This window comes from Variovorax sp. JS1663, assembly GCF_002157355.1.
In the GTDB taxonomy this organism is placed as follows: domain Bacteria; phylum Pseudomonadota; class Gammaproteobacteria; order Burkholderiales; family Burkholderiaceae_C; genus Variovorax.
Genome location: NZ_LYMK01000013.1, coordinates 1 through 19,045 on the forward strand (window position 1 = coordinate 1; position 19,045 = coordinate 19,045).

The window sequence follows — 19,045 nt, forward strand, 5'->3', positions numbered from 1 at the left end:
TCGCCTTTCTTTGGTTACTTTCTTTGGCGAAGCAAAGAAAGTGACTCGCCCGCCGGGGCGAATTCCCGGCTCCGGCGCCAACCAAACAGCAAGGCAAAAACAAGCGCCCAGTGCCCCCACCCCCACCCTCCCCCAGAGGGGGAGGGAGCAACACCTCCAAGGTGGACACGGGATGTCTCATGCGAGGACCTCCCGCGGATCCGTCACGCACCCACGCAGCGCCGAGGCCGCGACCGTGTACGGCGAACCCAGGTACACCTGCGCATCCGGCGAGCCCATGCGTCCCCTGAAGTTGCGCGCGGTGGTGGAGATCACGGTCACGTCGCCCAGCGGGTCGCCATAGCCCGAGCAGGCGCCGCAGGCAGTGGCGAAGAGCTCCGCGCCGGCATCGAGCAGCACCTGCAGCACGCCCTCCTCGCGCGCGCGCTCCTGGTCCAGCACGCTGGCCGGCGCCACCATCAGCCGCACGCCGGCCGCGACCTTGCGCCCGCGCAGCACCTGCGCCGCCGCGCGCAGATCGTCCAGCTTGGCGCCGGTGCAGGCGCCGATGTAGGCCACGTCCACCGGCGTGCCCGCATCGCGGCTCACGCCGTGGGAATTGGCCGGGCTGTGCGGCGCCGCGACCTGCGGCTCCAGCGTGGCCGCATCGAAGCGGTGCAGTTCGCAGGCCGCGCCCTCGTCGGTGAACCAGGACGCCGTGTCCACTCCCGCCACGCCGGCCTCCACCAGGAAGGCAGCGGTGGTCGCATCCGGCGCGATCAGCCCCACCTGCGCGCCCAGCTCGGCGCTCATGTTCGACAGCGTCATGCGCTCCTGCATCGACAGCGCCGTCACCGCCGGGCCGCAGAACTCCACGGCCTGGTAGCGCCCGCCGTTCATGCCGAAGCGGCCGATCATCGCGAGCATCATGTCCTTGGCGGTGACGCCGGCCGGCAGCGCGCCGTCCCACCACATGCGGATCGTCTCGGGCACGCGCAGCCAGATCTGCCCCGTCACGACCACGCCCAGCATCTCGGTGCTGCCCACGCCGAACATGTAGGCGCCGAAGGCCCCGCCGGTGGGCGAATGCGAATCGCCGCCCACGCACAGCATGCCGGGGCGGATGTGGCCGTGCTGCGGCACCACCACGTGGCAGATGCCCTGGCTGTCGTAGACATGGGGCAGCTGCTGCTCGCGCGCCCAGTCGCGCGCGATGCGCACGATGCGGCGCGCGTCCTCGTCGCGCTCGGGCACGTAGTGGTCCATCACCAGCACCACGCGCGACTTGTCCCAGATCTGCGCGCCCAACTGCTCCAGCATGGGCTGCAGGCGGCGCGGACCGGAAGAGTCGTGGAACATCGCGAGGTCCACCGCACAGGTCACGATCTCGCCCACCGCGACCCGGTCGCGGCCGCAGGCGCGGGCGATCAGCTTCTGCGCCAGGGTCTGGGCGGAGGGCTTCATTCGGGCTTCGCTCCGGAGAACTTCACCACCTTGCCCCAGCGCACGATCTCGCTCTGCACGAAGGCGGAGAACTGCTCGGGCGAATTGCCCACGGGGATTGCACCCTCGGTCTCCAGGCGCTTGCGCATCTCGGGCTGGCCGATGGCCTGGCGCGCCGCGTCGCTGACGCGCTTGGCGACATCCGGCGACAGGCCGCCCGGGCCGAACAGGCCGAACCACGCACTGGATTCATAGCCCGGCAGCGTCTCCGCGATGGCCGGCACTTCGGGCAGCGCGGGCAGGCGCTTCGCGGTGGTCACGCCCAGGGCCTTGAGCTTGCCGGCCTTCACGTGCGCCTGTACGTTGCCCACCGCGGCGAACATCAGCTGCACCTGGCCGGCCAGCACGTCCTGCACTGCGGGCGCGGTGCCGCGGTAGGGAATGTTCACGATGAAGGTGCCCGACTGCATCTTGAAGGCGTCGCCCGCCATGTGCAGCGAGGAGCCGATGCCGCCGATGGCGAAGTTGAGCTGCCCCGGCTTCGCCTTCGCCAGGGCGATGAGCTCGCGCACACTGTTGGCCGGCACCGAAGGATGCGCCACCAGCACCGAGGGCGAAGTGGCGACGCAGGTCAGCGCGCTGAAGTCCTTGACCGGGTCGAAGGGCAACTGCGGGTAGAGCGTGGCGTTGATCGCATGGCTGGTGAAGCTCATCAGCAGCGTGTTGCCGTCCGGCGCCGCCTTGGCCACCGCTTCGGCCGCGATGTTGCCGCCGGCGCCGGGGCGGTTCTCCACGATCACGGTGCGGCCCAGCACCGGCCCCATGCTGGCGGCCAGGGTGCGCGCCAGCGTGTCGGTGGAGCCGCCGGCCGGCGCGCCGACCAGGATGCGCACCGGCGCGCCGCCGACCTGGGCGCGCGCGGCGGCGGCCAGCGCGGCCGTGGCGGATGCGATGAGGATGTCTCGGCGTTTCATCATGTGTTGCCTCCTTGATGTCTGGGGAAAAGGGGCTCACAGGCCCAGGTAGGCGCGCCGCAGCTCGTCGCTCGCGAGCAGGGCCTGCGGCTCGCCGGAGAAGCGCACGCTGCCGTTCTCCAGCACGTAGGCGCGGTCTGCGATCTCCAGCGACTGGCCCACGTTCTGCTCGACCAGCAGCACCGCGAGGCCGTCCTCGCGCAGTTGCCGGATGAGGGAGAACATCTCTTCGACCAGCAGCGGCGACAGGCCCAGCGAGGGCTCGTCCAGGATCAGCAGCACCGGCTCGGCCATCAGGCCGCGGCCGATCGCGAGCATCTGCTGCTCGCCGCCGCTCATGGTCCCGGCATGCTGGTCGCGGCGCTCCTTCAGGCGCGGGAAGATCGCGAACACGCGCTCCAGGTTGAGCGCGCGCCGCTCGCGCGCACGGGTGAAGGAGCCGAGCTCCAGGTTCTCCAGCACGCTCAGGTTGGGAAAGACCTTGCGGCCCTCGGGCACCTGGATCAGGCCGGCCTTCACCACTTCGCGGTAGTGCGCGCCGCTGAGGTCCTGGCCGTCAAAGCGCACCGTGCCGCTCCAAGCGGGGCACAGGCCGCAGACCATCTTGTTGAGCGTGGACTTGCCGGCGCCGTTGCTGCCGAGCAGCGCCACCATCTCGCCGGCGCCGACCTGCAGGTCCACGCCGCGCAGCACCTCGGTGCGGCCATACCCGCCACGCAGCCCCTGGATGTCGAGCAACACCGTCATTGAAACACCTTCGCCTTCGGCTGCGGTGCGCGTCCCTTCGGGCGGCCGGGCGGAACTCACGCCACCCCCTGCGCCTTGCGCAGCCGCGCCGCGGTGCCCTGCCCCAGGTAGGCCTCGATGACCTGCTCGTTCGAGGTCACGTCCTGCGGGCTGCCCTCGGCGATCAGCCTTCCCTGGGCCAGCACCCACACGTGCTCGGCCAGATGCATCACCGCCTGCATCACGTGCTCGATCATCAGCACCGTCACGCCGCTGTCGGCGATGCTGCGCACCACCGGCATCATCTCGGCGATCTCCTGCGGGTTGAGGCCGGCCAGCACCTCGTCGAGCAGCAGCAGGCGCGGGCGCGTGGCCAGCGCGCGCGCCAGCTCCAGGCGCTTGCGGCCCGCCACGGTCAGGTCGGAGGCGGGCTTGTCGAGCTGCGGTCCCAGGCCCACCCACTGCGCGACATGCTCGGCCTGCCGGAGGGCCAGCGCGCGGCTGCGCATGTGCAGGTGGGCGCCCACGGCGATGTTCTCGCGCACCGTCTGCGCCGCGAAGGGCTTCACGATCTGGAAGGTGCGGGTCATGCCCGCGAGCGCGTTGCGGTGCGGCTCGCGGCCGGTGATGTCCTGGCCGGCGAAGCGCACGGTGCCGGTGTCGGGCTTCAGGAAACCCGACATCAGCGCGAACAGCGTGGTCTTGCCGGCGCCGTTGGGGCCGATCAGCGCGCACAGGCGGCCCTCGGTCACGGCCAGGCTCACGTCCTGCACCGCCTTCAGCCCGCCGAAGGCGCGCGACACGCCCGCCAGGTGCAGCAGCGGCTCAGCCATGGCGGCCTCCCTTGCCGGCCCACAGCTGGCGCACCGAGAGCCCCAGCCCCGCGATGCCGCGCGGCAGAAAGATCACGATCAGCACCAGCACCACGCCGTAGATCACCATGTTGATGCCCGGCAGCTCGCCGAACAGGTTGCGCGTGAGGTCGGCCAGCACGTGCAGCACCACCGCGCCCAGCACCGGCCCCCACAGCGTGCCCATGCCGCCCACGATGGCCGCCACCAGCGCCTCCACCGAGGTCGCCGGCCCGTAGGCGATGCCCGGGTCGATGTACTGGAACACCTGCACGTAGAAGGCGCCGGCCGCGCCCATGAAGGCACCCGACAGGCCGATCGCGCCGAGCTTCACGCGGAAGGGGTTCACCCCGACCGCACGCGCCGCGTCCTCGTTGTCGCGCACCGCCTGCAGCCAGGCGCCGAAGCGGCCGTGGCGCAGCCACCAGGTCACCAGCAGGGCCGCCAGCACGAAGCCCAGCATCACCCACAGGTAGCCGGCGCGCGAGCCGAACTGGAAGTTCGACGCCGCCTCGCGCAGCGGCACCATCAGCCCCACCCCGCCGCCGGTGAAGGGCACCGACAGCGCGAGGATGCGGAACACCTCCGCGAAGGCCAGCGTGACCAGCGCGAAGTAGGAGCCCTTGAGCCCGTAGCGGAAGCTCAGCGCGCCGACGAAGAGGCCCACCACCGCCGCGCCCAGGATGGCCAGCGGCAGCGCCACCCAGGCGTTGAGGCCGCCCTGCAGCTGCGCGACGGCCTGCACGTAGGCCCCCGTTCCGAAGAACAGCGCATGCCCGAATGAGAACTGCCCGCCGAAGCCGCCGAGGATGTTCCAGGCCTGGGCGATCAGCGTGGCGTAGAGCGCCATCATCACGAAATTGAGCGCGCTGCCGGAGCGGGTGACGAAGGGCACGCAGGCCACCGCGACGGTGAACAGCGCAATGAGCGCCAACTGGCGTCCGCCGTTCATGCGCGTGCTCCGAACAGCCCCTGCGGCCGGAACAGCACAACGCCGATGAAGATCGCGAAGATGCCGATCTGCCCGAGCGATTCGCCGAGATAGAGGCCGCCCAGCGACTCCACCACCCCCACGAGGAAGCCGCCGACCAGCGCGCCGACGAAGCTGCCCATGCCGCCCAGCACCACGATGGTGAAGGCCACCAGCACGAAGCCGCTGCCCACCTGCGGGTTGACGTAGTAGGCCGGCAGCAGGAAGCAGGCCGCCGCGCCCAGGCAGGCCAGGCCGATGCCGAAGCTCATGGCGTAGACGTGGTCGACGTCGATGCCCATGAGCTTCGCGCCCTCCTTCTCCCTGGCCACCGCGCGGATGGCGCGGCCGAGGTCGGTGCGGCCCATGATCCAGAAGAGGACCGCCGACACCACCAGCGCGCCGCCGAAGGCCACCAGCTTGGGCACCGCGATCATCGCGGGGCCGATGGCCACCGTGGCGAGCGAGTAGGCGGTGTCGATGCTGCGCGTGTCGGACTTGAAGAAGATCAGCGCCAGGTTCTCCATCACGATCGCGATGCCGAGCGTGGCCAGCAGGATGTTCTCGTCCTTGCCGTGGCCGGCGCGGTTGATCACGATCCGCTGCAGCGCATAGCCGAGCGCGAACATGCCGGGCACGACGATGGGCAGGGCCAGGTACGGGTCGATGCCCAGCCGCTCCTTGAGGAAGTACACCGCGTACAGCGCCAGCATCAGGCAGGCGCCGTGCGCGAAGTTGATGATGTGCAGGACGCCGTAGATCAGCGTGAGGCCGAGGGCGATCAGCGCGTAGACCGCGCCGGTCGTCAGCCCGTTCAGCACGGACGGGAAAAGGATGCCGAGATCGAGCATGCTGCCGGGCGCGCGCGGTGCTCAGGCGGCTCTGAGCGGGAACACCGGCTCCACCTCGCGGTAGTCCCGCGGAATGATCACCTTGATGTCGTTCTTCACCACCTGCGTCATCAGCGGCTGCGCGCCCTCGTTCTGCCCGTTGACGAACTTCGTGGGGCCGTACGGCATGATGTGATTCGAGAAGGTGCTTTTCTCCAGCGCATCGATGATGGCGGCCCGGTCCGCCGACTTCGCGCGCTCCAGCGCATCGGCCAGCAGCCACATCGCGGTGTAGGTCATGAACACCTCGTAGCTGAAGAACTGCCCCTTGGCCTCCACCCGCTTCTTCAGCTCGTGCGAGCGCTTGTCCTTCGGGTTGAACCAGTGGTTGCAGTCGATGATGCCGTTGGCCGCGTCCGGGAACTCCTTGACGAACTTGTAGCTCGAGGCCGCGCCGCCCAGCACCGAGAAGATCGCCTTCGGCGCCACCTTCTGCTGCTGCATGGTGCGCACCAGCAGCGCGTACTCGTTGTAGTAGTTGGCGGGGATCACGATGTCGGGGTTGATCGACTTCATGCGCAGCACGATGTTGTTGAAGTCGCGCGTCGGGTTGGCGTGCTTCACCACTTCCTTGACCTCGAAACCGTAGCCCGGCAGCTCGCGCGACAGCAGCTGCGCGGTGCCCGCGCCGAACAGCGACTCCTCGTGGATGATCATCACCGTCTTCGCCGGGCTTCCCGCGGCCTTGTTCAGCACCAGCAGGTTGGCCATCGACAGCTCGGTCGATTTCTTGTAGCCCGGCCCGAAGCGGAAGGTGTTCTTCAGCCCGCGCTCCACGATCTGGTCCGCCACGCCGACGTCCACCACGTGCGGCAGGTTGTACTTGGCCGCCGCCTGCGTGGTCGCCAGGCAGATGGCCGAGGCGTAGGCGCCGACGATCGCGCTCACCCCTGCCTCGTTCATCTTCTCCACTTCCGCCGTGCCGGCCTGCGGCTGCGACTGGGCATCGCCCAGCAGCGCCTCGATCTGCGCGCCGCCCAGCGCCTTGATGCCGCCGGCCTTGTTGATGTCCTCGATGGCCATCTGCGCGCCCAGCCGGCACTGCTGCCCCGAGTAGGCCAGCGCCCCGGTCACCGGGTGCAGCACGCCGACCTTCACGGTCTTGGGCTGCGCCCCGGCCACGAGCGGCAAGGCGACGGCGGAGGCCATCGCGGCGGACTGCGAGATGAAGCGGCGGCGAGTGCTCATGGGGCTTTCCTTCTTCGGTTAGTTGAATGGCGCGGAGACGTCCTTGCTGACCCAGACCTTGGCGTCGATGCTGCCCACGCGGGACAGCTGCATCTCGTAGGCGTAGCGGTCGGGCCGGTAGAAGCCGTGCAGCCACTGCACCGGCCGCTCGTCCTGGTCGTAGACCAGGCGCCGTACCGCCAGCAGCGCGGAGCCGACCGAGACCTCCAGGTGCTCGGCCAGCACGTTGTCCGCCAGGCGCGCGGAGATGGTCTGGTGCGCGCGGCCGACCTTCACGCCGGCCTCTTCCAGCAGCACGAGGATCGGCTTCTTCGCCAGCTCGCGCCGCCCGAAGGCCCGGCCCACGTCGCCCGGCACGTAGGTCGTGATGTGCGACAGCGGCCCCTCGCGGGTGGAGCGCACCCGCACCGCCTTCTGCACCGGGTCGCCCAGCTGCAGGTGCAGCGCCTCCGCCACCTGGGTGGAGGCCGACACGGTGGCCACGTCGATCACCCTCACCGAGGTGCGCAGGCCCATGGTGACCAGGTTCTCCAGCAGCCCGTGCAGGTTGGCACGCGTCGTGCTGTCACCGGCACGCGGCTCGTTCGCCGCGACCGGCTGCACCGGGCGCGTGCGCCGGCCCGGGTTGCGCGAGATCAGTCCCTCGGAGGACAGCCGCTCCAGCGCGCGCCGCACCGTGACGCGCGCCACGCCGAACTGCTCCATCAGCGCCAGCTCGCCGGGCACGCCGTCGGCGAAGCGCCCCTCGTCGAGCTGCTCGCGCAGGACCAGGTAGATCTGGTGGTACTTGGGCAGGGGCATCTGCGACATGGAACGCATCGTTGAGCACTTCCAATGTGCTGTCAATGGGACATTTGAAGTCGCTGCAGCCGAAGCGGCCTGCGGTGCCGCTCACCCGCGATTCGAAGCGGCGCAGAAGAGGGGGGCGAGGCCGAGGCTTCGCTTCAGCCGTCCGCCTGGCACGAGGCATGCACGCTGGGCCACCCGTATTCGCGGCCCGTGAGGGCGCGCGCGAGAAGGTAGTTGTTCAGCGCCCGTGCGCTCAGCCTGTCCATCTGCACCTCGCCGTCGGCATCGCAGGGAAAGGACAGGGCGCGCCCGGTGCCGCGGAGGGAGGGAAAGCGCAGCTCGAAGGCGGGCTGCGCATCGGACGAGTCGGGGGTGGCGTGCATGGCGTTGGGTCCGGCAAGCATGAGCGTGCGCTTCACGCAGGCTCGTGTCCGCGCATGGCGGCGTCGATGCAGGCGAGGAGGTCCTCCGGGCGGAAGGGCTTGGTGAGAAAGCAGATCACGCCCGACTCGAGGGCGCGCAGGAGCACCTGTTCGTCGTAGTAGGCGGTGACGAGGACCGTTGGAATCGGGGTGCCGGCGGACGCCAGCCGGCCATGCAGCTCGAGACCGGTCATCCCCGGCATGCGCATGTCGGCGATGAGGCATCGGATGGCCCACGTGCCCTTCGACTGCAGGAAGCTCTCGGCCGAGTCGAAGGTGGCGGCGGACAGGCCGGCGGAGTCGAGCAGGTCCTTCGCGGTGTCGCGCACCGATTCATCGTCGTCCACGATCGCGATGGTGGGATGGAGAGGCACCTGGATTTCCTGGGGTCTTGGGCGTTGGCGCAAGACTAGGCCAGTCGCGCGCGCACGACCATTGGACGTGCGTCGCGCGCACTACGACTTTGGTTTAGGGCTTCGGGCTGGAGAGGCCCAGCGTGTCCGCGATGCGAACGAGCTGCGCCAGGGATGTCGTCTGCATCTTGCGCATGATCTGCCCGCGGTGGACCTTGACGGTGGCCTCGCTGATGCCCAGATCGGCTGCGATCTGCTTGTTCACGCGCCCGGCACTCACCAACCCCATGACTTCGCGCTCGCGCTGGGTGAGCGCGGCGAAGCGCTGCCGCAACTCGGTGACGAGCGCCGTCTCGCGGCGCTGCGCGCGGTGCCGCTCGATCGCGGCATCGATCGCATCGAGAAGCTCCTGGTCGCGAAAGGGCTTGCTCAGGAACTCGACGGCCCCGGCCTTCATGGCGCGCACCGTCATCGGAATGTCGCCGTGTCCGGTGATGAAAATCACCGGCAGATCGACACCCGCGCGCGGGAGCTCTTCCTGGAAGCTCAATCCGCTGGCGCCGGGCAGCCGCACGTCGAGCACCAGGCATCCGGGCGCGTCGGGGCGCTGCGCCCGCATGAAGTCCTGCGTCGAGGCGAAAACCCGCACGTCCATGCCGACGGAGGCGAGGAGATCCTGGAGCGCCTCGCGCATGGCCAGGTCGTCGTCGACCACGAAGACGACGGGGCGCTCGGTGGCCATCACGGCTCCCGCTGCCCCGCCGGCAGCGAAAACTGGAACACGGCGCCGTGGGGCAGGTTCGGCGCGGTCCAGAGCTGGCCGCCGTGGGCCTCGATGATCGACCGGCTGATCGACAGGCCCATGCCGATGCCCTGCGCCTTGGAGGTATGGAAGGGCTCGAAGAGCGTGTCCGCGATCTCGGGCGCGACGCCTGGGCCCGAGTCCCGCACCTCGAAGCACACGCCACCCTCGGCCTGGCTCGTGCCGATGACCAGCTGCCGCGGGCGACTGCCGGGCGCGCTCACGGCCTCGATGGCGTTGACGATCAGGTTGAGGACGACCTGCTGGAGCTGCACCCTGTCGCCCCACACGGGCGGCAGGTCGTCGGCGAGCGCCGTCTGGAGCGCAATGTCGTTGCGGCGCATCTGGTCGCGCGTGAATGCCAGCACGTCCAGGATGACCTGGTGGAGGTCGACGCGATCGCGCCGCGGCGGCTGCCGCATGACCAGGGCGCGGATGCGGTCGATGACTTCGCTCGCGCGCTTGCCGTCCCTGGCGATGCGTTCGAGCGAGCGCTGCGCCTTGTCGAGCTCGGGCGGCTGGGCCGCGAGCCAGCGCGCGCAGGACCCGGCGCTCGCGACCATGGCGCCGAGCGGCTGGTTGACCTCGTGCGCGATCGAGGCGGCGAGCACGCCGAGCGTGGTCACGCGGTTGACGCGCGCAAGCGCCGCCTGCGCCTCGCGCAGGGCTTCCGACGCCAGCACGTGATGCGTGAGATCGCGCGTGATCACGAGCGCAGCCTCCTGGCGCTCCGCGCCGAGCCGCAGCGGCGAGTAGGACACCGACAGGTAGGTGCGCCCCGGATCGGTCGTGTACCACTCCGCGAACGTGAACTGCTCTCCGGCGAAGCAGCGGTCGAGACTCGGCTTCACGGTGTGGTCGAAGAACTCGGTCCCGAAAATGTCGGCGACATGCATGCCGACGATCTCCTCGGCTGACATGCCCCAATGGCGCCCGTAGACCGCATTGACCCTTTGATAGCGGCAATCCCGCCCGATCACGGCGATGCCGTCGGAGGCGCTCTCGAAGACCTGCCGCGTCAGGTACTCGCTTTCGCGCAGGCTGCGGAAGATGAGAAGACTGGTGAGTGCATCGGCCAGCCGATGCCCGATCTCCTCGAACAGCCGCTTTTCCTGCGCCGTCCAGGCGCGCGGGCGCGAGCACTGGTGCAGCCCGAAGAGGTAGGGTTGGTCGGCCTTGGGATACAGCGCCATGGCGAGCACGGACCGGATGCTGAAACTTTCCGCGAGATGCGCCGGTACCGGGAGCTCGCAGGCAGGACCGAAGGACACGGCACCGCTCGCAGCGCGCGCTGTCCGGAACACCGTGGCGACGTCCGCATCGAGGGGCAGCTCGACGCCGAGGCTGAACGCGCCGGGAAACTCGGGCCGGGTCTGCTCCATGACCGCGCGCCAGCCGGCCGCCCCCGGATCGCACGGATAGGTGAGCCAGGCCCGGTCGCAGGCGAAGATGTCGAGCACGGCGTCGAGCACGTCGCTCATCATCTTCTCGAGGTCGTTGGTCCCCTGCATGGCGCGGTTGACGCGGTCCATGCTTTCCAGGAACGACAGGTGCGCGCGCAGCGCGTCATCGGCGCGCTTGCGCTCGCTGACGTCCCGGCCGACGCCCCGGTAGCCCCTGAAGCGCCCCGCCTCGTCGAACATCGGCAGCCCGGAGACAGACACATGGCGTACGCCGCCGTCGGAGGTCGCCCGGGCGAGCTCGAAGTCGCGGAACGGGACATGGGCATCGAGCGCCGCGCGGTGCCGGCGCCAGGCCTCCTCGTCCGGCGCCAGATAGGGCACTTCCCATCGCGTCTTGCCGATCTCCGAACCCGGCGCCGGCGCACGGTCGAAGCGCTCGGAATACTCCTGCCGGGTGAAGCGATGCCGGGCGTCGCTCTCCCAGTACACGTCGAAAGAGAACTTCACCAGCGTGCGAAAGCGCTCCTCGCTCTCGCGCAGCGCCTCTTCGGCACGCCTGCGTTCGGTGATGTCCTCGCACGCCACGAGCAGCACCGGCCCGCCCCTCAGCACGACCGCATTCGCCGACTCCCGCACCCACAGCACCGTGCCGTCCTTGCGGACCTTGCGCGCCTGCCAGCGCATCACGCGCCCCGGCTGCCGGAAAGCCTGCTCGGCGTTTTCCTGGACGAACGCCCGATCGGCTTCGTGGAACACGTTGAGCACCGGCTGGCCGATCAGCTGGCCCACGCGCCAACCCAGTTGCTCCGCGCCGACGGGATTCACCGACAGGATCGCACCGCCCGCGTCGATGATGAAGTACATCGTGGGATTCGCTTCGAAGGCGGCTTGCCATTGCTCCTCGAGGTCCCGCCGGGCCTCCTCGGCCCGCTTGTGTTGCGTGATGTCGGTGTTGGTCGCGAGGATCGCCACCGGCTCGCCCTGCTCGTCCCGCTGCAATGCCAGGCGGCTTGCCACGACCACCGGCGTGCCGTCTCGCCGGTGATGCACCAGTTCGCCTTCCCAGCGCCCCGTGCGCAGCACCTGCGACTCGATCTGCTCGAGCGGCACGGTGGAGACGGTCTTCAGCAGCTCGGGCGCAGACCGGCCGAGCGCCTCCTGCGCCGTCCATCCGTACATCTTCTCGGCGCCGCGGTTCCAGTAGGTGATCGATGCGTCCATGTCGCGCACGATCATGGCGTCGTGCGTGAGGTTCAGCAGGTCTGCGTGCTCGCGCAGCAAGGCTTCGGGCTGCCGCTCGAAAGGCTGACACGCCGGGCGCGACAGCGATCCTTCGCTTTTACGTTTCGTCACGAGGACTCCGGCCAGAAGCGGGCTCCTCCTGGAGACTGAGGAGAACATTCTGAGCGTCCTCCCGGCCGCTGTCACGGTGCAAAACCATCCCTCAGCGCCTCCCGCAGCCACGCCACGAACACCGTCACGGCCCGCGGCACATGGCTGGCGTAGGGCCGGATGGCATAGAGCTGATCTGCAAAAGCGCCGACGGGCCGCCACGCCGGCAGCACCCGGACCAGCTTGCCGGCCTGCAGCGCGGCCTGGGCGCTGAAGTCGGGCACCAGGGCGATGCCCAGCCCGGCGAGCGCGCCGTCGCGCAGGGCCTCGCTGTTGTTGGCGGCGAAGGGGCCGGCCACGGGCACCGTCACACGCTCGACCGCGCGGCGCCCTCCGGTGGACTCCAGGGTCCACGCCGCCTGCTCCTGGGCGCGCGGGTAATGCAGGCAGTCATGCTCCGACAGCGCCTGCGGGGCCTGCGGCGCGGGCCGCCGCCGCAGGTAGGCCCGGCTCGCCACCAGCACCGAATGGGTGGCGCACAGCCGCCAGGCCACGTGCGTGTCGGGCACCGAGGCCGCGTGCCGGATCGCCAGGTCGAAGCCTTCCACCGCCAGCGCGCTGAGCCGGTCCGACAGGTCCAGCGCCAGGCGCACCTCGGGATTCGCCCGCAGGAAATCCGCCACCCGCGGCACCAGCTGCTGGCGCGCGAAGGCCACCGGCGCCGTCACCCGCAGCAGGCCGCGCGGCACGCCGGCCAGGTCGCGCACGCCGGCAAAGCTGTGGGCGATCTGCTCGAAGGGTGCGCGCGTGTCCTCGACCAGCCTCTGGCCGGCCTCGGTCAGGCGCACGCTGCGCGTGGTGCGCTGCACCAGCGGCACGCCGGCGGCGCGTTCCAGCTCGGCGATGCGCTGGCTCATCGCCGCCTTGCTCACGCCAAGGCGGGCAGCCGCCGCCGTGTAGCTGCCCTGCTGCGCCAGCACGGTGAGCCAGTGGAGATGGGTCCAGAGCGACTCGATATTTTTGGCATCCATGGGGTCGATTGTTCACGATGGCGAACAATCAGTTCAACCCTGGCGCCTTGGCAAGCGGCCCGGCCCTTCCTAGACTCGCGGGACTTCCAGCACCCGCCACAGGACCTCGCCATGACCAAGCAGCCCTCCGTCCCCACCCCCATCGCGCACTTCATCGGCGGCCAGCGCGCCGGCGGCGCCTCCGAGCGCGCGCAGGACGTTTTCAACCCCGCCACCGGCGCCGTCACCGGCCGCGTCGCGCTGGCCGGCCGTGCCGATGTGGATGCGGCGGTCGCCGCCGCGCGCGCCGCCTTCCCGGCCTGGGCCGACACGCCGCCGATCCGCCGGGCCCGGGTGATGTTCAAGTTCCTGGAACTGCTCAACAAGCACCGCGACGATCTGGCCCGCCTGATCACCGCCGAGCACGGCAAGGTCTTCACCGACGCGCAGGGCGAGGTCACGCGCGGCATCGACATCGTCGAGTTCGCCTGCGGCATCCCGCAGCTGCTCAAGGGCGACTACACCGACCAGGTGTCCACCGGCATCGACAACTGGACGATGCGCCAGCCGCTGGGCGTGGTGGCCGGCATCACGCCCTTCAACTTCCCGGTGATGGTGCCCATGTGGATGTTCCCGGTCGCCATTGCGGCGGGCAACTGCTTCGTGCTCAAGCCCAGCCCCATCGACCCGAGCCCGTCGCTGCGCATCGCCGAATTGCTGAAAGAAGCCGGCCTGCCCGACGGCGTGTTCAACGTGGTGCAGGGCGACAAGGAGTCGGTCGATGCGCTGCTGGAGCACCCCGACGTCAAGGCGATCAGCTTCGTCGGCTCCACGCCGATCGCCAACTACATCTACGAGACCGGCGCGCGCCACGGCAAGCGGGTGCAGGCCCTGGGCGGCGCCAAGAACCACATGGTGGTGATGCCCGACGCCGACCTGGAGCAGGCGGTGGACGCATTGGTCGGCGCCGGCTACGGCTCGGCCGGCGAGCGCTGCATGGCGATCAGCGTGGCGGTGCTGGTGGGCGACGTGGCCGACAGGCTGGTGCCCATGCTGGCCGAGCGCGCCCGCACGCTGAAGGTGCTGAACGGTACGAACCTCGAGGCCGAGATGGGCCCGATCGTCACCCGCGCGGCGCACGAGCGCATCACCGGCTACATCGATGCCGGCGAGAAGGAAGGCGCGAAGCTGGTCCACGACGGCCGCCAGTTCGAGGGCAGGCAGGCCGGCGAGGGATGCGACAACGGCTTCTGGATGGGCGGCACGCTGTTCGACCACGTCACGCCCCAGATGCGCATCTACAAGGAAGAGATCTTCGGCCCGGTGCTCTCCTGCGTGCGGGTGCACGACCTGAAGGAAGCGGTCGACCTCGTCAACGCCCACGAGTTCGGCAACGGCGTGGCCTGCTTCACCCGCGACGGCAACGTGGCGCGCGAGTTCTCGCGCCGCATCGAGGTGGGCATGGTGGGCATCAACGTGCCGATCCCGGTGCCCATGGCCTGGCACGGCTTCGGCGGCTGGAAGAAATCGCTCTTCGGCGACATGCACGCCTATGGCGAGGAAGGCGTGCGCTTCTATACGAAGCAGAAGTCGATCATGCAGCGCTGGCCGGAAAGCATCGGCAAGGGGGCCGAGTTCGTGATGCCGACGGCGAAATAGCACGCCAGCCCCTGGGCCACGGCCCAGGGCACACCCGTCTCGCGCTGCCTCGCGCGCCGGCCGCACTTATTCGCGACATTGGCCCGGATCGACGAACGTGCAGCGCTCCTCGTCAGTGAGCGGGCGCCCCGCCCACTTCCTGGCATCTTCCAGCAACCGACCGAGGTCGGCCGGAATGAGGCGCTGGTACTTGTCGATGAAGAATTGCCCATCGGGCGACAGACTTGACGGCGAGGCGATCGACTCCCGCGTCGTATCCACCAGGATCTTCCCGGTCTTCATGCTGTAGATTCTCGCGCGGCCCTCGCGCGGAAACTCCACCAGCGCCGCCGCCCCGGCGAAGGACGTCGGCAGGGCGGAGGCGTCGACCTTCAACGGCTCGGCGCGATCATCGAGCAGGGACCGGATCTCCAGATGTGCCGCGCCGGGCGGCGTGCCCCACGCATACCTGCCGCTCGGCTCGATGAGAAATGCGCGCGGCAGGCTCGTCAGCACCCGCCCACCCTTGTCGAGGTCGCGGATCTCCCAAGGTCCTTCCTTGTTCCTGGTGATGGCGAGGGCCGAACCCGCCGGGACGCGAATGTCGTTGGGCAGCACGCCCTCAAGATCGAGCACCGGCTCGGCGCCGGCCTTGGCCAGACTCCAGAGCCGCACCTGCTCCCCGCTCTGGACCATCAGAAAGCGCGAGTCCCCGGTGAACGAGACCTTCGTGACTTGCGCGATAGGGATGAAGAGCGACTTGATGGGCTGGGCTGTCCTGTCTTCGACCTTGTAGACCTCGATCGACACGCCATCGGTCCGCAAGCGCTTGACGGCGAAGAATCCCCGCATGCCCAGCGTGACGGGCTCCAGGCGCGCCGCGAACCCGCGCGAAGCCGGCGGCGGCGCTTCCGTGCTGAAGACAGGCGCTTCGCCGCCTGCCTTGTAGACCTTCAGCAGATTCCCGTCCCGGATGAGGATCAGGTCCCCGGTCCTCCCAGCCCAGGACATGGAGCCGCCGGAACCTTCGGGAACGCGGATGTCGACACTGCGGCTCCCATCGACAGGCAACGCGCTCACGCAGTAGCCCGCCCCCGTCGAAGGCGGGCACTGCCGATTGACGATGAGATGACGCCCATCCGAAGTCGGCCAGACGCCGCTCGCGGCGGACCGGTCGACGTCCACCTGATAACGCAGCGATCCCGTGGCGATTTCCCACCGGCCAAGCCCTGCCCGGCCATCCTTGAACGACGGGGCCAGGATCGTCCCGTCGTCGGGGCTGATCCACAAGGGCCGGCCGTAGTCGCGGAAGGGCCGCGACTGCATGCCGAGGTCGAACCCGCGGATCGATCCGTCGCTGCCCTGGATCGCGAAGCGCGTGCCATCCGCGCTGATGCTCAGCGATTCCTCGTAGGAACTGCGCTTCTCGAGATCGAACGCGCCCTGAAGCCGGGCTGTCTGGCCACTCTCGATATCCGAGATGTGCACCTCCGAATTGCTGCGCGACAGCTTCGCGACGAGTCGGCCGCCTCCGCCGAACACGATGTCGTCCACGGTCTGCGCCTGGCGCTCGGTGGACGTGGCGAGGCCCTCCGCGGCCGACTTCGTGGCCGACCGCGCGTCGTAGGAGCAGATCGACGGATAGATCGAGATGCCGGCACGACCGCCTGCAGCCGCGAAAGCGAGGTCGGGCACGCAATCCCCCGTTTCCACCGTCTCGGGTTTCGCGTCCTTGACAGTGCCGGTGAGCTTGTACCGGTACAGCTTGAGCCTCATCTCTCCCATCTGGGGCGGGCGGATGAGGACGACAGCCTCGGACTGCCGGTCGAAGTAGATGCTGCTGTACTGGTGCGCCCCTTCGACCTGCTTGACCGACAGCAGAGGCTGCCCCTGCGGCAATGACCACACGCGCAGCCCTTCTCCGTCGTCGGTCAGGCCGGCGAGCATGCTGCCGTCATGGTTGAACTCGATGCGCCGCAGGGGTTCGGCCGGACCGAAGTCACGCAGCATCGGCGCACCGGACGCATCCCAGACAGCGGGCCCCTGGTTGGTCGCGGCCGCGACGTAGGTCCTGCCGGGGCCGTAGGCGAGGAAGCGCACCGCGGCCGAACCACCCGGCAGGGGAAGTCGTCGCACGACCTCGGGCTTGGGGGTCTCCACATTCCATTCGACGACCGAATTTTCGTTGGCAACGAGCAGTCGCTTGCCGTCCGGGCTCAGCGAGAGGGCCACCACCGAGCCCTCGCCGAAAAGGCGGCGAAAAGCGCTGTTGATCCGGCCCAGCGAACCGGGCAGAGCCGGCTCGACCTGCTCCGCCGACAGGCGCCACAGCGGGCGCCGGTACCGCGTGGCCTCGATGATCACAGGGGCAATCTCGTGCATGACCGCCGGATCGGTATGCAGGGCCTCCATCGCCAGCAGCACGCCGAGTTCCGAGTTCGTGTTCACCTGGACGGCGGCGTTCGACGCGAGGCGACGCGCCTCGGCCGTGCGCTGCCCCTGCGCCGCCTGCCTCCACTGGGCGAAGGCAATGATGGCGAGCACCGTCGCGGCCACCAGGGCATAGAACAGGCGGCGTGCATCCCGCTTGAGTCTTGCGTTGCGCTCTGCTTCCACCTTTTCGCTGGCAGCCAGGAAGTCGCGCTCGAGCCGCTTGATCGACTTGGCATCGATCTCCTCCTGGGCCTGCCTCAGCGCGAGTCCGCTGAGGAGGAATGCATTGTCGAAAGAACCCTGACGCCACTTCTCGGCCTGCTTCAACAGAAAGGCACTGCGTTCGCGCTTGTCCCTTTCGGCAATGAACAGCGTGTTGAGCAGCTCCCAGTTGCGCAGCAGCGATTCGTGCGCCACCTCTGCCAGGTCATCGTCCGCACTCGTGCCGGCGGCCCGGCTGACCCGGATCAGCCGGGCCGCCTCGAACTTGTCGAGCACGAGATCGACATTGCCGGGATCCGCGAGCCTGCGCAGCTCACGCCGGGATGCGCGGGCACGAAAGACACTGCCCCCTTCACCGAGCTGCGACAAGGTGAGGAACACGCTGCGCGCCGCGATCTGCTGCTCCGCGGACAGATCGTCGTACACGCGCTTGGCGGCATGCGCCATCGCTTGCTTGGGGCTCCCCACCTCGCCATAGGCCTCTCTCGTGATGAGGTTGCCGTTTCGCTTGTCCCAAAGCGCCATCAGGCTGAACTGAAGCAAGGGCAGGCTCGAGTCTTCGCCGACCACGCTCTTGACCAGTTCGTCGACCACCCCGTCCTGGAACTTGAGGCCGACCAGCGACGCGGGCCTTTCGATGGCATCGCGCAGATAGGCGGATTCCATCGAATACACCGGAAACGCCGCGGCCCCGTAGCGGTGGTACAGGTTCTCGTAGTCCCGGGCGAACCTGGCGCCGACGTCGTTCCTCATCGTGAGGATCAGGCGGTGCGGCGGTGCAGCCGCGTCGACGAGCCGCAGCAGGTTCTCGACGAACTGCAGACAGGCCTTCGAGGTCTCCGCCGTCTGCAGCGTCACGACCTCCTCGAACTGGTCGACCACCAGGAGCGCCGGCCGTTCGTCGTCCGCCAGCAGCTTGACCAGGTGCCCGGCGTCCCGGAGGAACCCCGAGGCCTCTTCAGCCAGGCGCGCTTGCGGCCCGCCCCCGGCGGCGAGGACCGCCCGCGCCAGATTTTCCAGCGGCGCCGTGCCCGGCACGATGACGGGCAGGTACCGCCACTGCGCGCTGTCCGCGATCGCGCCCGCCTTCAGCGCCGGGACCAGGCCGGCGAGGACGAGGGACGACTTTCCGCTGCCCGACGCGCCGGTGACGATGATCAGACGCTCATCCTTCAATCGCGCGAGCAGCTCCGCCACCTGGTCCGTTCGTCCGAAGAAATGCCTGGCATCCTTTTCGCCGAAGGCAGCCAGCCCGACGTAGGGGCAGGCGCTGTCGGGCAGCTGCGGCAGGACGCTGGCGTCCGGTCCCGCCAGGAGCGGGCGGCGGATGTCGAAGCCGGCCCCATAGCACCGGGTCGCCCAGTAGTCCAGCAAGGCCTGGCAGTTGCGGCGCTCCCTCGACTCGTGAATGTAGGCGCCGCTGCGGGCACCCTGCCGGAGGAAGCCGTCGATGTCGCCCATCATGCGCACCAGGACCTCGTGGTCATCCTGGCCTGCATCGGCCGGTTCCGTCGCCTCGCGCGAACGCTCGCGCAGCGCCGAATCCAGGCGATCCATCAGCGCTTCATGGGCATCCTGGAACTCGGCACGGGTCTGAAAGCGCTGGTCCGACGCATCCAT

Annotated in this window: 15 protein-coding genes; 1 reads left to right on the top strand and 14 read right to left on the bottom strand. The window is 69.2% G+C overall.

The window, feature by feature from the left end; genetic code table 11:
- Window positions 1-177 precede the first annotated feature (177 nt).
- From A8M77_RS12910 to A8M77_RS12970, 13 genes are all read right to left on the bottom strand, one after another.
- Entirely contained in the window at window positions 178-1,443 is a 1,266-nt protein-coding gene (locus A8M77_RS12910; protein ID WP_086921908.1) for a 3-isopropylmalate dehydratase large subunit, read from the bottom strand.
- Entirely contained in the window at window positions 1,440-2,396 is a 957-nt protein-coding gene (locus A8M77_RS12915; protein WP_086922025.1) for a tripartite tricarboxylate transporter substrate binding protein, read from the bottom strand. The genes A8M77_RS12910 and A8M77_RS12915 overlap by 4 nt, the downstream gene beginning before the upstream one ends.
- Window positions 2,397-2,432: 36 nt before the next feature.
- Window positions 2,433-3,143, bottom strand: a complete 711-nt coding sequence (locus A8M77_RS12920; RefSeq protein ID WP_086921909.1) for an ABC transporter ATP-binding protein — start codon at window positions 3,141-3,143, stop codon at window positions 2,433-2,435.
- 56 nt (window positions 3,144-3,199) lie between these two features.
- Window positions 3,200-3,955: an ABC transporter ATP-binding protein gene (locus A8M77_RS12925; protein WP_086921910.1), complete on the bottom strand. Its 756-nt coding sequence runs from the start codon at window positions 3,953-3,955 to the stop codon at window positions 3,200-3,202.
- Window positions 3,948-4,925, bottom strand: a complete 978-nt coding sequence (locus tag A8M77_RS12930) for a branched-chain amino acid ABC transporter permease (protein WP_086921911.1) — start codon at window positions 4,923-4,925, stop codon at window positions 3,948-3,950. Before A8M77_RS12930 ends, A8M77_RS12925 begins: the two co-directional genes overlap by 8 nt.
- On the bottom strand, window positions 4,922-5,794 hold the full coding sequence (locus A8M77_RS12935) for a branched-chain amino acid ABC transporter permease (RefSeq protein WP_086921912.1): 873 nt from the start codon (window positions 5,792-5,794) through the stop codon (window positions 4,922-4,924). Before A8M77_RS12935 ends, A8M77_RS12930 begins: the two co-directional genes overlap by 4 nt.
- A gap of 21 nt (window positions 5,795-5,815) precedes the next feature.
- A complete protein-coding gene (locus A8M77_RS12940; RefSeq protein WP_086921913.1) occupies window positions 5,816-7,021 on the bottom strand; it encodes an ABC transporter substrate-binding protein in 1,206 nt (401 codons plus the stop codon).
- 18 nt (window positions 7,022-7,039) lie between these two features.
- Window positions 7,040-7,822, bottom strand: coding sequence for a GntR family transcriptional regulator (locus A8M77_RS12945; protein ID WP_086922026.1), 783 nt, complete (start codon window positions 7,820-7,822; stop codon window positions 7,040-7,042).
- Between the two features lie 143 nt (window positions 7,823-7,965).
- A complete protein-coding gene (locus A8M77_RS12950; RefSeq protein WP_337590017.1) occupies window positions 7,966-8,229 on the bottom strand; it encodes a hypothetical protein in 264 nt (87 codons plus the stop codon).
- Complete coding sequence (locus tag A8M77_RS12955; protein ID WP_086921914.1) at window positions 8,226-8,606, bottom strand: response regulator transcription factor; 381 nt, start codon at window positions 8,604-8,606, stop codon at window positions 8,226-8,228. The genes A8M77_RS12950 and A8M77_RS12955 overlap by 4 nt, the downstream gene beginning before the upstream one ends.
- 94 nt (window positions 8,607-8,700) lie before the next feature.
- Window positions 8,701-9,327, bottom strand: coding sequence for a response regulator transcription factor (locus A8M77_RS12960; RefSeq protein ID WP_086921915.1), 627 nt, complete (start codon window positions 9,325-9,327; stop codon window positions 8,701-8,703).
- Window positions 9,327-12,143 carry a PAS domain S-box protein gene (locus tag A8M77_RS12965; RefSeq protein WP_158100922.1) on the bottom strand — a complete coding sequence of 939 codons (2,817 nt, stop codon included), beginning with the start codon at window positions 12,141-12,143 and terminating at the stop codon, window positions 9,327-9,329. The genes A8M77_RS12960 and A8M77_RS12965 overlap by 1 nt, the downstream gene beginning before the upstream one ends.
- Before the next feature lie 71 nt (window positions 12,144-12,214).
- Entirely contained in the window at window positions 12,215-13,153 is a 939-nt protein-coding gene (locus A8M77_RS12970; protein WP_086921917.1) for a LysR family transcriptional regulator, read from the bottom strand.
- 111 nt (window positions 13,154-13,264) lie between these two features.
- Between A8M77_RS12970 and A8M77_RS12975 the strand changes: the two genes are divergently transcribed.
- Window positions 13,265-14,791 (top strand): CoA-acylating methylmalonate-semialdehyde dehydrogenase, encoded by a 1,527-nt coding sequence (locus A8M77_RS12975; RefSeq protein ID WP_086921918.1) that lies wholly within the window; start codon window positions 13,265-13,267, stop codon window positions 14,789-14,791.
- Window positions 14,792-14,857: 66 nt separating this feature from the next.
- Here the strand turns inward: A8M77_RS12975 and A8M77_RS12980 are convergent, their stop codons facing one another.
- Entirely contained in the window at window positions 14,858-19,045 is a 4,188-nt protein-coding gene (locus A8M77_RS12980; protein ID WP_086921919.1) for an NACHT and WD repeat domain-containing protein, read from the bottom strand.

Excerpts from the sequence above, each read along its gene's own strand:
- A8M77_RS12910 (WP_086921908.1), bottom strand. The coding sequence starts at position 1,443 with ATGAAGCCCTCCGCCCAGACCCTGGCGCAGAAGCTGATCGCCCGCGCC.
- A8M77_RS12915 (WP_086922025.1), bottom strand. The coding sequence starts at position 2,396 with ATGAAACGCCGAGACATCCTCATCGCATCCGCCACGGCCGCGCTGGCC.
- A8M77_RS12920 (WP_086921909.1), bottom strand. The coding sequence starts at position 3,143 with ATGACGGTGTTGCTCGACATCCAGGGGCTGCGTGGCGGGTATGGCCGC.
- A8M77_RS12925 (WP_086921910.1), bottom strand. The coding sequence starts at position 3,955 with ATGGCTGAGCCGCTGCTGCACCTGGCGGGCGTGTCGCGCGCCTTCGGC.
- A8M77_RS12930 (WP_086921911.1), bottom strand. The coding sequence starts at position 4,925 with ATGAACGGCGGACGCCAGTTGGCGCTCATTGCGCTGTTCACCGTCGCG.
- A8M77_RS12935 (WP_086921912.1), bottom strand. The coding sequence starts at position 5,794 with ATGCTCGATCTCGGCATCCTTTTCCCGTCCGTGCTGAACGGGCTGACG.
- A8M77_RS12940 (WP_086921913.1), bottom strand. The coding sequence starts at position 7,021 with ATGAGCACTCGCCGCCGCTTCATCTCGCAGTCCGCCGCGATGGCCTCC.
- A8M77_RS12945 (WP_086922026.1), bottom strand. The coding sequence starts at position 7,822 with ATGCCCCTGCCCAAGTACCACCAGATCTACCTGGTCCTGCGCGAGCAG.
- A8M77_RS12960 (WP_086921915.1), bottom strand. The coding sequence starts at position 9,327 with ATGGCCACCGAGCGCCCCGTCGTCTTCGTGGTCGACGACGACCTGGCC.
- A8M77_RS12970 (WP_086921917.1), bottom strand. The coding sequence starts at position 13,153 with ATGGATGCCAAAAATATCGAGTCGCTCTGGACCCATCTCCACTGGCTC.
- A8M77_RS12975 (WP_086921918.1), top strand. The coding sequence starts at position 13,265 with ATGACCAAGCAGCCCTCCGTCCCCACCCCCATCGCGCACTTCATCGGC.
- A8M77_RS12980 (WP_086921919.1), bottom strand. The coding sequence starts at position 19,045 with ATGGATGCGTCGGACCAGCGCTTTCAGACCCGTGCCGAGTTCCAGGAT.